At 71.4% G+C, this 12,688-nt stretch carries 12 protein-coding genes and 1 pseudogene; 12 read left to right on the top strand and 1 reads right to left on the bottom strand.

Annotated features, from left to right (window positions below; all coding sequences use genetic code 11):
- The first annotated feature begins 25 nt into the window (after positions 1–25).
- Genes IPM43_06895 through IPM43_06875 form a run of 5 tightly spaced genes read left to right on the top strand, consistent with a single transcriptional unit; the run spans position 26 to position 4,666 of the window.
- The gene (locus tag IPM43_06895; GenBank protein ID QQS26071.1) at positions 26–877 is read left to right on the top strand and encodes a gamma-glutamyl-gamma-aminobutyrate hydrolase family protein; all 852 of its coding nucleotides are present in this window, start codon (positions 26–28) and stop codon (positions 875–877) included.
- 18 nt (positions 878–895) lie between these two features.
- Positions 896–2,059 carry an AI-2E family transporter gene (locus IPM43_06890; protein ID QQS26070.1) on the top strand — a complete coding sequence of 388 codons (1,164 nt, stop codon included), beginning with the start codon at positions 896–898 and terminating at the stop codon, positions 2,057–2,059.
- Positions 2,056–3,015 (top strand): asparaginase, encoded by a 960-nt coding sequence (locus tag IPM43_06885; GenBank protein QQS26069.1) that lies wholly within the window; start codon positions 2,056–2,058, stop codon positions 3,013–3,015. The genes IPM43_06890 and IPM43_06885 overlap by 4 nt, the downstream gene beginning before the upstream one ends.
- An 11-nt stretch (positions 3,016–3,026) precedes the next feature.
- On the top strand, positions 3,027–3,992 hold the full coding sequence (locus IPM43_06880; protein ID QQS26362.1) for an MBL fold metallo-hydrolase: 966 nt from the start codon (positions 3,027–3,029) through the stop codon (positions 3,990–3,992).
- Between the two features lie 32 nt (positions 3,993–4,024).
- Complete coding sequence (locus IPM43_06875) at positions 4,025–4,666, top strand: hypothetical protein (GenBank protein QQS26068.1); 642 nt, start codon at positions 4,025–4,027, stop codon at positions 4,664–4,666.
- Between the two features lie 4 nt (positions 4,667–4,670).
- Here the strand turns inward: IPM43_06875 and IPM43_06870 are convergent, their stop codons facing one another.
- Positions 4,671–6,077, bottom strand: a complete 1,407-nt coding sequence (locus tag IPM43_06870) for a wax ester/triacylglycerol synthase family O-acyltransferase (protein ID QQS26067.1) — start codon at positions 6,075–6,077, stop codon at positions 4,671–4,673.
- 78 nt (positions 6,078–6,155) lie between these two features.
- Between IPM43_06870 and IPM43_06865 the strand changes: the two genes are divergently transcribed.
- The 7 genes and pseudogenes from IPM43_06865 to IPM43_06835 all read left to right on the top strand — a co-directional run bounded on the left by IPM43_06865 (position 6,156) and on the right by IPM43_06835 (position 12,681).
- Positions 6,156–7,364, top strand: a complete 1,209-nt coding sequence (locus tag IPM43_06865) for an alpha/beta hydrolase (protein QQS26066.1) — start codon at positions 6,156–6,158, stop codon at positions 7,362–7,364.
- Positions 7,365–7,645: 281 nt separating this feature from the next.
- Positions 7,646–8,809 carry a 4Fe-4S dicluster domain-containing protein gene (locus IPM43_06860; protein QQS26065.1) on the top strand — a complete coding sequence of 388 codons (1,164 nt, stop codon included), beginning with the start codon at positions 7,646–7,648 and terminating at the stop codon, positions 8,807–8,809.
- A complete protein-coding gene (locus tag IPM43_06855; GenBank protein QQS26064.1) occupies positions 8,806–9,264 on the top strand; it encodes a cyclic nucleotide-binding domain-containing protein in 459 nt (152 codons plus the stop codon). Before IPM43_06860 ends, IPM43_06855 begins: the two co-directional genes overlap by 4 nt.
- A pseudogene (locus IPM43_06850) lies at positions 9,257–10,071 on the top strand (FAD/NAD(P)-binding protein). Before IPM43_06855 ends, IPM43_06850 begins: the two are co-directional and overlap by 8 nt.
- The gene (locus IPM43_06845; protein QQS26063.1) at positions 10,068–10,841 is read left to right on the top strand and encodes an oxidoreductase; all 774 of its coding nucleotides are present in this window, start codon (positions 10,068–10,070) and stop codon (positions 10,839–10,841) included. Before IPM43_06850 ends, IPM43_06845 begins: the two are co-directional and overlap by 4 nt.
- Positions 10,838–12,178 carry a Ni/Fe hydrogenase subunit alpha gene (locus IPM43_06840; protein QQS26062.1) on the top strand — a complete coding sequence of 447 codons (1,341 nt, stop codon included), beginning with the start codon at positions 10,838–10,840 and terminating at the stop codon, positions 12,176–12,178. The genes IPM43_06845 and IPM43_06840 overlap by 4 nt, the downstream gene beginning before the upstream one ends.
- Positions 12,175–12,681, top strand: coding sequence for a hydrogenase maturation protease (locus tag IPM43_06835; GenBank protein QQS26061.1), 507 nt, complete (start codon positions 12,175–12,177; stop codon positions 12,679–12,681). Before IPM43_06840 ends, IPM43_06835 begins: the two co-directional genes overlap by 4 nt.
- Positions 12,682–12,688: the final 7 nt, after the last annotated feature.

Genomic DNA, 12,688 nt, shown 5'->3' with positions numbered 1-12,688 from the left:
CGCGCTCAGGAGTCAGAATGGTGCGGTGCCCGATCGTCGTCGCCGTGACGTCGCGGACGCCGAGGTTCCCCTCGTCGCCGTAGCAGGTCGCATCGCCGCGCCCGGCCGCGTCTCCCGCAGCGCGATCTCGTTCGCCGGGCGGGTCTACCTCGACGCGGTGATGCGTTCCGGCGGTGAACCGCTCACGCTCAGTCCTCGCGAGGTGCGCCACGACGAGGCCGTCCACCTGCTGTCGCGCTTCGACGGGCTGGTGCTGATGGGCGGCAGCGACGTCGACCCCTCTCTGTACGGTGAGCACCGCGCCCCCCACGTGTACGGGGTGGTGCCCGAGCAGGACCACTTCGAGATGGCGCTCGTGTATGCGGCGATCGAGCTACGCCTGCCCACGCTTGCCGTGTGCCGTGGCATCCAGGTGGTGAACGTGGCCCTCGGGGGCACGCTGATCCAGCACATCGCCGACCTGCCCGACGTCATCGAGCACGCCCCACCGAAGTTCCCCCTCGGCCACGACCACGTGCTCCACCACGTCGACATCGACCCCGGCAGCCGGCTCGCGGCTGCGATGGGCGCTACCGAGGCCCGGGTGGCGTCGTTCCACCACCAGGGCATCGACGACCTCGGCGAGACGCTCACCGTCGTATCGCGCTCACCCGATGGCTTGATCGAAGGGCTCGAGCACGACGGCGACGACCAGTGGCTGGTCGGTGTCCAGTGGCATCCGGAGGACACCGCCACCGTCGACGCGCACCAGCAAGCCCTCTACGACGGCTTCGTCGGCGAGGCTCGCCGCTACGGCGCGGCGAGGACCGGGCACAGCAGGCACCGCCCTCGCCAGGCGGCCGAGCTGGCAGAGGTCCGGGCAGTGCCCGGCACCTGACCGGTACGCTCGCCGGCGATGGCCGACCTGCCGGAGGAGCCGCTCCCGGCCACCCGGGACGAGCGAATGCCACGCTGGGTGTGGCGCGCGGTGGTGCTGTTCTGGATCGGGTACCTGGTCACCCTCGCCGGGCGTCATGTCTTCTCGCGGCTGCACACGTTGTTCGTGCTGCTGCTCGTGGCGCTGTTCTTGTCGCTCGCGATCGAGCCTGGGGTCGACCGGCTGGCACGGCGTGGCTGGAGGCGCGGCCGCGCCACGGCAGTGATCCTGCTCGCCTTCTTCGCCGCCACGGCCGTCTTCGTCGGCGCCATCGGCACACTCGTCGCCACCCAGACCGCCGACCTGCTGCAGAACTCGGAGCGCTACGTCAATCGCACCGTCGACTTCTTGAACGACACCTTCAACGCGAACATCGACCCCGCCGAAGTGAACGAAGCGATCCAGGATCCAGACGGCCCGGTGCAGCAGTTCATCAAGAGCCAGCAGGACGAGGCGCTGCAGCTCTCCGTCGCTGCGCTGGGCGGGCTGCTCCAGGCGTTCTCCGTGCTGCTGTTCACGTTCTACCTGGTCGCCGACGGACCACGTCTACGAAGAGCGATCTGCTCACGCCTGCCGCCCGATCGACAACGGCGCGTGCTCGACACGTGGGACCTCGCGATCACGAAGACCGGTGGGTATCTGTTCTCCCGCGCCCTGCTCGCCTTGCTGTCGGCGTTCTTCCACTGGATCGCGTTCCAGGCGCTCGGCACGCCCGCACCGGTAGCTCTCGCCCTGTGGGTGGGGATCGTGTCCCAGTTCCTCCCCGTCGTCGGCACGTATCTGGCCGGCATCCTGCCGGCGCTGCTGACGTTCATCGACTCGCCCTTCCGGGCGTTGCTCGTCGTCGTGGTGGTCGTCGTCTACCAGCAGATGGAGAACTACCTGTTCGCGCCGCGCATCACGGCGCGCACGATGGAGCTGCACCCCGCGGTGGCATTCGGGTCGGCCATCGCCGGCGCGGCCGTGCTCGGTCCGGTGGGCGCCGTCCTCGCCCTGCCGGCAGCGGCGATGGGCTCCGCGCTGGCCTCGGCCGGCGGGATGCGCCACGACGTGATCACCGACCGCCTGACCGAAGTGCAACGGCGCCGAACTCGACGCTGGCTCGGCGCCCGGCGAGCACCACCTCCAGAGGCTGACCGATGACGCGCACCGATCAGTACGCGCCGCTCGCGGTTACGACGCGCAACGGACACGACGAATCCCTCCACCACGGCGCCCTCGTGGCCCTGGACGCTGACGGCTCTGTGGCGTTCGCGGTCGGCGACCCCTCGGTCGAGATCTACCCGCGCTCAACGATCAAGCCGCTACAGGCGGCCGTGATGGTGGACGCCGGCCTCGACCTGACCCCCGAGCTGCTCGCCCTGGTGTGCGCCAGCCACGACGGGGCGGCCGAGCACCTCGCCGGGGTGCGGCGCATCCTCGCCGTCGCCGGCCTCGACGAGGGTTCACTCGCCAACACCGCCGACCTGCCGTTCGACGCGGCGACTGCGCGCAAGGCGTTGATGCGCGGCGAAGGCGCGTCGCGGCTGGCGCAGACGTGTTCAGGAAAGCACGCCGGCATGCTGGTGACCTCGGTGATCAACGGCTGGCCGGCGGACGCCTCGTACCTCGATTCCGAGCACCCCCTCCAGCAGCGCATCCTCGCGGCGTTCGCGTCGACGGCCGGTGAGGAGCCGGCGCACGTCGGTGTCGACGGTTGCGGCTCACCCGCGCCGGTGATCACCCTCGTCGGCACGGCGCGGATGCTGCGCTCGATCACGACCGGCGCCGCCGGCCCCGGCGGGCTGCGCGTCGCCGACGCGATGCGCAACCATCCCGACATGGTCGGCGGCCCGGCGCGCCCTGTCTCCTTGCTCATGTCGGGGATCTCCGGGCTGATCGCGAAGGACGGCGCCGAGGGTGTTTGCGTGGCGGGTCTGCCCGACGGGCGCACGGTGGCGCTGAAGGTGGCCGACGGTGCGCCGCGGCCGTTCGCGCCGGTGCTGTTCTCCGCGCTCGACAGGCTCGGGATAGACGTTTCGGGGGTGGCGGCAAGCGGCCGTCACTCATTCGTGCGAGGCCATGGCGCCGTCGTCGGCGAGGTGCTCTCGCTGCTGTGAGCGCGTCCGCGATCCCGTTCGTCGCGCCGCTCGACGACCCCCGCTACGGCGAGGAGGTCGGGGTGAGCCCGCTCGTGCGTCGGGTCATCGCGCGGAATCCGTCCAAGTACACGTACTGCGGCACCGGCACCTACGTGGTCGGTCGCGGTGAGGTGGCGGTGATCGATCCCGGGCCGCTGCTCGACACCCATCGCGACGCGCTCGCGGCGGCGCTCGCGGGCGAGCGCGTCGTGGCGATCGTCGTCACCCACTGCCATTCCGACCACTCGCCGCTCGCCGCGTGGCTGCGCGACGAGACAGGTGCGCCGACGATCGCCTTCGGCCCGCACGGCGCGCTGGCTGACGACGATCCGGCCGAGTGGAGCGACTGGCCCGAGCCAGCCGACGAGGCCCCAGCAGGCGGCGAGGCCGCGACGGAGGAGCCGCGCGAGTCCGTCGACGCGTCGTTCGTCCCCGACGTCGTCGTCGCCGACGGCGACCTGGTCGCGAGCGGTGCGGGCTGGACCCTGTCGGCGGTCCACACCCCTGGGCACACTTCGAACCACCTCTGCGTGGCGCTCGCCGAAGAGTCGACTCTGTTCACCGGCGACCACGTGATGGGCTGGAGCACCACCGTCGTGTCGCCCCCCGACGGCGACATGCGCGCCTACGTCGAGTCGCTGCGCAAGGTGCAGGGCCGCAGCGACGCCGTGCTGCGGCCCACCCACGGCAACGCGGTCACCGATCCGGCGCCGTTCCTCGCCGCCTACCTCGCGCACCGTCTCGAACGCGAGAGGCAGGTGCTCGAAGCCGTGCAGGGCGGTGCCGGACGCGTCCGGCCGATGGTCGAGTCGCTGTACGCCGACGTCGTGCCCGCGCTGCACCGCCCGGCGGCGCGCAGCGTGCTCGCGCACCTGGTCAAGCTCGTCGACGACGGCCTGGTCGCCGTCGACGCGGGAGGCCAGCCGCGGCTCTCGTCTACGTACCGCCCGGTGTGAGGGGCCCCGCCGGTGGTTGACTGTTGGCCGCCATGCCAAGCCTTACTTTCACCCGCTCGTGCCTCGTGTTCGCCGGAACCGCCGCGCTGGCCGCCCTGCCGGCCTGCGGGGGCGACGACGCCGGTGATGCCGACACCGCCCCGACCTCGACGCAGCCCGGCCTGCTCGTGCCGGGCGAGGAGGGTCCCGCCGAGGTCGACCTCGCCGTGCTCGCCGTCTTCGAAGAGGACTACGACGAGCTGCTCGGCGCCGTTCCCGCCGACGCGGGCAACTGCGCGGCGACTGCCGCCGAAGCACTCGGGGTGCCGCTCGCGCCCGCGGGCGACGAGATCACGGCCGCGGTGGAAGGGGACGTGGTGCGGATTCAGGCCGCCAGCGGCCTGACGTGGCTCGTCACCCCGCCTGCCGGCCCGGAGCCCGGTGCGCAGGAGCCGTATGCGCTCGTCTCGGTGATCGGCGGCAGCGTCGTCGTCGCGTTCGAGCGTGACGACGGCAACCGGGTGGTGGCCCGCCTCGATGCAGAGGGCCTCGACCAGGCGGTGCTGCTGGCGCCCGCCGACGGCGAGCTCGACCCGGCGTGCCCGGACGTCGCCGCCGGCGCCGAGGGGATCCTCGCGGTGGTGCCCGGCGACGAAGGCGTCGCTCAGCTCGCCAGGTGGGACTGGTCCACCTGAGCGCCTAGCCGGGTTCGATTCCGAGGGCCAGCGCGAGCTCGTCGAGAGCGGTAGTCATCCCTTGCGCGATGCGGTCCGGCTCCTGGACGAGGTCGGGGCAGGTGAGGCAGCCGATGTCCACCTGGTCGCCATGGCTGAACACGCTGATGTTGAGGCCCATCCCGAGCAGCAGCGGCCCCAGGGGGAACATCCCGACCAGCGCCGCTCCGGCCATGTAGAGCGGGATCGGCGGGCCGGGCACGTTGGAGACGACCAGGTTGACCGAGGCCGGCGTGCGCTCCATGTGCAGTGAGGTGAACAGGTGGGCGACGAACCCGAGCATGCCGGGGCTCATCGTCTCGGTGACGCCCATCTGTCGGTGCTCGGCGAACATCTTCTGCATCTCCTTGCCGGCACGGGTGCTCTCGACGATCGCTTCCACCCGCTCGATGGGGTCGTCGAGGTGCGTCGGCAGGTGCGCGAACATCGAGCCCACCTTGGAGCCGACGTCGAGATCGCCCTTCACCCGCAACGACACCGGCACCTGCACGACGAGCGGGACGTCGGGCAGCGCATCGGCCGCTGCCAGGTACTCACGCAGCGAGCCGGCGACGATGCCGAGCACCACGTCGTTCATCTTGACGCCGTCGAGGCGTTCGCCGAGCGCCCGCTTCACCTGCTGGATGGTCTGCATCGACACCGTCACCCGCCCGAGCTGGCGCCGCGCGGTGAACTCGCCGTTCAGCGGGGTGGCCGGCGCCGAGTAGGGCAGCGCCGGCCGCGCGCCCTGTCGCAACCGCTCGACAGCACCGACCATCTGGCGGATCGTCTGTGCCGAGAAGCGGGCGATGCGCACCGGCGTGGCGAGCGTGGTGCGCACGAGTCCTTCGGCGAAGAGCGCCGTCTGGTTCGGCACCTCCGCGCTGATCAGGTCGAGCTCGACCTCCGGTGCCGGGCGGGGCACGGCGTCCATGTCGAGCAGCACCTCTGTCAAGCCCGACCCGGACACCCCGTCGATGAGGGAGTGGTGCATCTTCGTGACCACCCCGGCCATGCCGCTGGCCAGGCCGTCGATGACGTGGATCTCCCAGAGCGGCCGGCTGCGGTCGAGCTTGGTCGACAAGATGTCCGCGACGAGTTGGTCGAACGCGGCCTCGTCGCCCGGCGGGGGAACGGTGGCCCGGCGGATGTGGTATTCGGGGTCGATGTCGCCGGCCTCGATCCAGCCCGGGCGGTCGATGCCGAGCGGCACGTCGACGAGCTTCCAGCGGAACTGGGGGATCGACGGCAAGCGCTCGATGGTGAGCTCACGCAGCAGCTCGAAGGAGAACTTGCCGTCGCCGGCCGAGGGATCGACCACGGAGAGTGCGCCGACGTGCATGTGCCACGTCGGCGTCTCGGCGTAGAGGAAGGCCGCGTCCTGGCTTGACATTCGTCTCATGCAGATCCCCCATGCACTTCCCTAGGGTGATAACCGTACGTCCTCTGAATCGGCCCCCGGGAGGGACCAATGGCATTGCTGCTCGCGATCCTCGGCATAGCGGCGCTCGTGGCGACGGTGCTCGGGCTGACGAGCCCCAGGCACCCGTATCCGTTGATGCCGCTCACGTTCATGGTCGCCTGGCTCACCGGCGACCTCGCCGTGTTCCACCTGGTGCTACAGGTGGGCGTCACGGCGTTGCTCGTCGCGCTGGGTGCCCTCGACGCCACGGCGGGGATCGTCGGGCTGGTGGCGATGGTGCTGTCGTGGGTGGGGCTGGTGGTGCTCGCGCGCCGTCAGCGTGCCGCGGGGCCGGCGTTCGACGCCGCGCTCGCCGGTGTGGGCATCGGCACCGGGCGGGCGTCCGTCGCCGCGGCGCCGATCCCGCTGCGTTCCCTGGTCAACCCGTTCGTGCCGAGCCGGGCGGGGGTCGAGATCGTGGAGAACATCGCGTACGGCGACGAGAAGCGGCACCGCCTCGACGTGCTGAAGCCCGCCGACGGCCGCACTGGCTGCCCCGTGCTTCTGCAGATCCACGGCGGAGGTTGGATGATCGGCAACAAGCACCAGCAGGGCCAGCCGCTGATGCGCCACCTCGCGCGGAACGGGTGGGTGTGCGTCGCCCCCAACTACCGGCTGTCGCCGCGGGCGACCTTCCCTGACCACCTGGTGGACGTGAAGCGCGCCCTCGCCTGGGTGCGTGAGCACATCGCCGAGCACGGCGGCGACGCTTCGTTCGTCGTCGTCACCGGCGGCTCGGCGGGAGGCCACCTGGCGGCGCTCGTCGGGCTCACCGCCAACAACCCGCGCTTCCAGCCGGGCTTCGAGCACGCCGACACCGCGGTGCAGGCCTGCGTGCCGGTCTACGGCGTGTACGACTTCCTCGACCGTTACGGTCTGCGCCTCGGCCAGTACGAGCGCATGCTGAACAAGTACGTGATGAAGACCACCCGCCTCGACGACGAGGACGGCTGGAGCGCGGCCTCGCCGCTGTCCCATGTGTGCATCGACGCGCCGCCGTTCTTCGTCATCCAAGGGAGCCAGGACACCCTCGTCTGGGTCGAGGAGGCCCGTCGGTTCGTGGAGGACCTGCGTGCACTGTCGACCTCGACCGTGGCCTATGCCGAGGTGCCCTACGCACAGCACGCGTTCGACGTGCTGGTGACCCGCCGCAGCCTGGTCATGGTGCGCGCGGTCGAGGCCTTCCTCGAGGCCGTGCGCGCCGCTCGCGTCTCCTGACCCGACGTCGCCCCGGCGGCGAGCCACGTGTGCGGTCGCCGGAAGTGCGATATGTGGTGACACCCGTCTGTCTCGAGATATCGCACTTCCGGGTCAGGGCCGCTCGGGACGCGCGAAGTGCGATATGTCAGAGCACCCGTCTGTCTTGAGATATCGCACTTCGCGGGGAGGGCGCTCGATTCGGCGCGGCGGGGACTCGTCGCGGCCGGCGCCCATCGACCCGCCGGCGAGGGGGATTTCGCCCCTGCCCAGGGATCCCTCGTTCCTGCATGATCGGGTCCATGGGGGTCGCAGTGACGCTTGGTCCTGCCGCCGTCGGAGACGCCGTGCGGTGGCTACGTGCAGAGGGCTACCGCGCGCTCGGACCCGTGGTCGAAGACGACGCGGTCCGCTACCGCGACCTCGACGACACCTGGGACGCGCCCCGGGGTTGGCAGCTGGAGCAGTCTCCCGGCCGGGCGCGCCTCGTCCGCCGTGACGACGACGCCGCCTTCGCCTGGGTACCCGGTGCCGACTCGTGGAAGCAGTTCCTCTACCCGTCCTCGGACGAGGTCTTTCGGGCGACGCTCACCGCTGAGGGCTGGACGGTCGCGCCGCCGCGCGCGCACGAGCGCCCGCTCGCCATCGTCGGTGCCCGCGCATGCGAGCTGCAGGCCATCCACGTGCTCGACCTCGTCTTCCTCGACGCCGATCATCCCGACCCCCGCTACGCCGCCCGGCGCAACGGGCTGTTCGTGCTCGCCGTCGACTGCGCCGAACCGGGCGGCACCTGCGCGTGCGTGTCGGCCGGCGGCGGGCCGCGTCCCGAGCACGGTTACGACGCCCGCTTCTCCGAGCTCGCCGGCGGTCGAGGCTTCGTCGCCGTGGCCGGCACAGACCGCGGCGCCGCGCTGCTCGGCGCGCTCGGCGGGCAACCGTCGTCGCCCGCGGAGGTCGCCGACACCGACCGCCGGGCCGCCGAGGCCGCCGGCCGGATGGGCCGCGCGTTCCCGGACGCCCACCTGCCGACCGTGCTCGCGGCCGCGCTGGAGCACCCCCGGTGGGACGACGTCGCCCAGCGCTGCCTGGCGTGTGGCAACTGCACCCTCGTCTGCCCGACCTGCTTCTGCGGTTCCCATGCAGACCACACCGCTCCCGGAGGGGGCGTGGCTCCCCACGAGGTGGTGCGCACACACGAGTGGGCGTCGTGCTTCCAGGCGGATCATTCCAAGCTCGGCGAGGGCGTCGTCCACGCCGGAACGCGTTCGCGCTACCGGCAGTGGCTAACCCACAAGCTCGGCACGTGGTGGGACCAGTTCGGGGTGAGCGGCTGCGTCGGGTGTGGGCGCTGCATCACCTGGTGCCCCGTCGGGATCGACATCACGATCGAGGCTGGCGCCCTCGCCGAACCGGCACCGAGCCGTGCGCCGTCCGGGGCGGCCGACGTCGAAGGAGGCCGGCGATGATCCGCGACCAGATCAAGTCCCATCCCTTCTTCGCCGGCCTGCACGTCGACGCGGTCGACGCGCTCGCCGCGATGAGCGAGATCGAGCGCTTCCCGGCCGGCACGTGGATCGCGCGTGAGGGCCACGTCGCGGAGCACATGTTCGCTCTCGTGCGCGGCCGGGCGATGGTCGAGGCCGCCCGACCCGGAGGCCGCACGACCGTGCTCAACACGGTCGACGCGGGTGAGGTGATCGGCTGGTCGTGGCTGTTCGCGCCACATCGCTGGCACTTCGACGTGCTGGCGGTGGAAGAGGTCGAGGCGCTCGCGGTGCGGGCCGAGGACCTGCGCGAGATGCTCGACCGCGAGCCCGTCGTCGGCAACCTGCTGACGCGTCGCCTCGCCCAGGTGATGGCCGCGCGACTCACCGCCGCCCGCCTGCAGTTGCTCGACGTCTACGGGAGCACCGATGCATGAGCCGCTGCTGCCCCTGCCGTACAGGGTCGTGCGGCGCACGGTCGCGGCGCCGGCGACGGCCACCCTGCGTGTGGAGCCCGTCGGTACACCGCTCATGCCCGTGCGCATGGGGCAGTTCCTGATGGCCTGGGTACCAGGGGTCGGCGAGGTTCCGATCTCGGTCAGCTCCGTCGACCCGGTGGAGCTCACCGTGCGAGCAGCCGGGGCGACCACGACCTCGCTCGCGGGCACCGAGGCGGGCGGGGTGATCGGCGTGCGGGGACCCTTCGGCACCGCGTGGGAGCTGCCGAGCTCCGCGGCTGGCATGACCGCCGACGGATCGGTGGTGGTGATGGGCGGCGGCCTCGGCCTGGCCCCGCTGCGGCCGGCGGTGCTGGCCGCGCTCGACGCCGGGCTGCCCCTGGTCGTGCTGATCGGGGGCGTAACGCGCAGCAACTGCTCTTCGCCGCGGAGATCGGCGGGTGGCGAGAGCGGGGCGCCGAGGTGCATGCATCGGTCGACACCGCCGACCGCAGCTGGCCCGGCGTCGTCGGCCCGGTGACCCTGCTGCTCGACCGCGCCCACGTGCACTGGCCCGCGTCGATCGCCCTCGTATGTGGCCCGGAGGTGATGATGCGCTTCTCTGCTCGCGCGCTCGTCGACCGCGGCATACCGGCGGAGCGCGTTCAGGTCTCGCTGGAGCGGAACATGCACTGCGGCATCGCCCACTGCGGGCGCTGCCAGCTCGGCGAGCTGCTCGTGTGCCGCGACGGCCCGATCGTCACCTGGGACCGTGCCGCGCCGCTCGTAGAGGTGAGGGAGAGATGAGCCGCCCGTCGGTAGCTGTCTGGAAGTTCGCCTCGTGCGACGGCTGCCAGCTCACCTTGCTCGACTGCGAGGACGAGCTGCTGCAGCTTGCAGAGGCACTGGAGATCGCGATGTTCCTCGAGGCCGGCCCCTCCGAGGAGCGCACGCACTACGACATCAGCCTCGTCGAGGGCTCGATCACCACCGCACACGACGCCGACCGCATCCGCGACATCCGCAACCGGTCCGGCCTGCTCGTCACGATCGGTGCATGTGCAACAAGTGGCGGCATCCAGGCATTGCGCAACCAGGCGGACGTCGACGACTATCTCCACGTCGTGTATCCGCGCGCGGAGTGGATCGAGACGCTCGCCACCTCGACGCCGATCGCCGACCATGTGAAGGTCGACTTCGAGCTGCGCGGCTGCCCGATCTCCAAGCACCAACTGCTCGCGGCGCTGTCGGCACTGCTCGCCGGGCGTCGCCTGCCGGTCAGCTCGCACTCGGTGTGCGTCGAGTGCAAGGCGGTCGGCAACAACTGCGTGCTCGTCGCCCACGGCACACCGTGCCTCGGCCCGGTCACCCATGCCGGATGCGGCGCACTCTGCCCGGCGTTCCGGCGCGGCTGCTACGGCTGCTTCGGCCCGAGCGAGCAGGCGAACGTCGACGGGCTGCTCCGCTGGTTCGAGCTGACCGGGATGCCCAGCGACGGCGCGCGGCGCGCGTTGGCGAGCTTCAACGTGAACGCTCCCCAGTTCGCCTCGGTCGACCGGGAGGAGGTGTCACCGTGAGCCACTCCCAGCGCCGCCTGGCCGTCGGCCAGCTCGCCCGCGTAGAAGGCGAGGGCGGCATCGACGTGCGGATCGTCGGCGGCGAGGTGCACGAGGTGCGCCTCGACATCTTCGAGCCGCCCCGCTTCTTCGAAGGCTTCCTGCGCGGCCGCGCCTACACCGAGCCGCCCGACATCACCGCGCGCATCTGTGGGATCTGCCCGGTCGCATACCAGATGAGCGCCGTGCAGGCGATCGAGTCACTGTGCGGCGTGTCGCTGCCCGCGCCACTTCGCGCGCTGCGCAGCGCGCTGTACTGCGGCGAGTGGATCGAGAGCCACACCCTGCACGTGCACCTGTTGCACGCGCCGGACTTCCTCGGTTACGAGAGCGCCATCGCGATGGCCGCCGACCACCGGCCCGAGGTGGAAAGGGGCCTCGCGCTGAAGCAGCTCGGCAACGACCTGGTGGAGGTGATCGGCGGCCGCGCCGTGCACCCGGTGAACGTGCGCCTCGGCGGGTTCTACAAGGCGCCGTCGAAAGCGGGCATGCGGGCACTCGGCGAGCGGCTGAGGATCGCGCTCGACGACGCGGAAGACATCGTGCGCTGGGTGGCCTCGCTGCCGATGCCCGACCACGAGCTTCCCGACGAGTTCGCGCTCGTCGCTCTCCGCCACCCGGTCGAGTACCCGATGCTCGGCGACCGTGTCGTGTCCACTGGCGGCCCGGTGCCGGCTCTCGACATCGGCCCCGACGAGTACGAGGCGCACTTCGCCGAACATCAGGCGCCCCACTCCACCGCGCTGCACGGCCAGATGCTGGCCGGCGGCGACTACGTGGTCGGCCCGATGGCCCGCTTCGCCCTCAACCACGACCACCTCTCGCCGCGTGCGCGCGCGGTGGCGGCCGAGGTCGGCGCCCAACCGGGCGACCGGAATCCGTTCCGCACGATCGTCACCCGCTCGATCGAGGTCGTGCATGCGTGCGAGACGGCCCTCGACGTGTGCGCCGGGTACGAGCAGCCCGAAGCTGCCGCCGTCGAGGTGGCGCCGCGGGCCGGCGTCGGGTGCGGGTGGAGCGAGGCTCCGCGGGGGCTGCTCTGGCATCGCTACGAGCTCGACCCGGAGGGCACGATCCTGTCTGCGCGCATCGTGCCGCCGACGTCCCAGCACCAGCCGGCGATCGAGCACGACCTCCACCACCTGGTCGAGGAGCACCTGCACCTCGACGACGCCGAGCTGGAGCGTCTCTGCGGGCAGGCGGTGCGCAACTTCGATCCGTGCATCTCGTGCGCGACGCACGCGCTCGACATCCGGATCGACCGGAGAAGTGACCTACGAGGAGGGGAGGGGGAATGAGTGGACCGGTGTCGCAAGGCATCGTGGTGATCGGCGTCGGCACGCCGTACAGGCGTGACGACGGTGTCGGCCCACTCGTGGTGGAGCTGTTGCGCCGGCGGTTGGGCGAGGTGTGCCCGGTGACGCTGGTGGAGCTCGACGGCGAACCGGTACGGCTGTTACAGGCGTTCCGCGACCAGACCTACCTGGTCGACGCGGTGCGCTCTGGTGCTGCCGCCGGCACGATCCACCGCTTCGAGATCGACCACGTCGAGGCTGCCCAGCAGGCGTGGGCGCGCGACGTCCAGCTCGGCGGCGGTCACCTGATGGGCGTGCCGGAGGCGATCGCGATGGGGAGCACCCTCGATCGGCTGCCGTCGAGGCTCGTCGTGCTGGGTGTGGAAGGCGCCACCTTCGACGCCGGGGTCGGTGTGACCCCGGTTGTCGCCGAGGGTTGCCGACGCTTGGTGGACGAGCTGGTCGTCGAGCTGGCGCCGGCCGCGCCCGCGAGCTCACTCGCCTGACGCCGAC

The organism is Actinomycetota bacterium (assembly GCA_016700055.1).
Lineage (GTDB): Bacteria > Actinomycetota > Acidimicrobiia > Acidimicrobiales > Ilumatobacteraceae > Kalu-18.
Note: the sequence above shows the minus strand (reverse complement) of the source record. Positions and strands in the feature narration are given on the sequence as shown.

What these genes read in the sequence shown, in the direction of transcription:
- IPM43_06890 (QQS26070.1), top strand. Translation starts at nt 896, where the DNA reads ATGGCCGACCTGCCGGAGGAGCCGCTCCCGGCCACCCGGGACGAGCGA.
- IPM43_06885 (QQS26069.1), top strand. Translation starts at nt 2,056, where the DNA reads ATGACGCGCACCGATCAGTACGCGCCGCTCGCGGTTACGACGCGCAAC.
- IPM43_06875 (QQS26068.1), top strand. Translation starts at nt 4,025, where the DNA reads ATGCCAAGCCTTACTTTCACCCGCTCGTGCCTCGTGTTCGCCGGAACC.
- IPM43_06870 (QQS26067.1), bottom strand. Translation starts at nt 6,077, where the DNA reads ATGTCAAGCCAGGACGCGGCCTTCCTCTACGCCGAGACGCCGACGTGG.
- IPM43_06865 (QQS26066.1), top strand. Translation starts at nt 6,156, where the DNA reads ATGGCATTGCTGCTCGCGATCCTCGGCATAGCGGCGCTCGTGGCGACG.
- IPM43_06860 (QQS26065.1), top strand. Translation starts at nt 7,646, where the DNA reads ATGGGGGTCGCAGTGACGCTTGGTCCTGCCGCCGTCGGAGACGCCGTG.
- IPM43_06855 (QQS26064.1), top strand. Translation starts at nt 8,806, where the DNA reads ATGATCCGCGACCAGATCAAGTCCCATCCCTTCTTCGCCGGCCTGCAC.
- IPM43_06845 (QQS26063.1), top strand. Translation starts at nt 10,068, where the DNA reads ATGAGCCGCCCGTCGGTAGCTGTCTGGAAGTTCGCCTCGTGCGACGGC.
- IPM43_06835 (QQS26061.1), top strand. Translation starts at nt 12,175, where the DNA reads ATGAGTGGACCGGTGTCGCAAGGCATCGTGGTGATCGGCGTCGGCACG.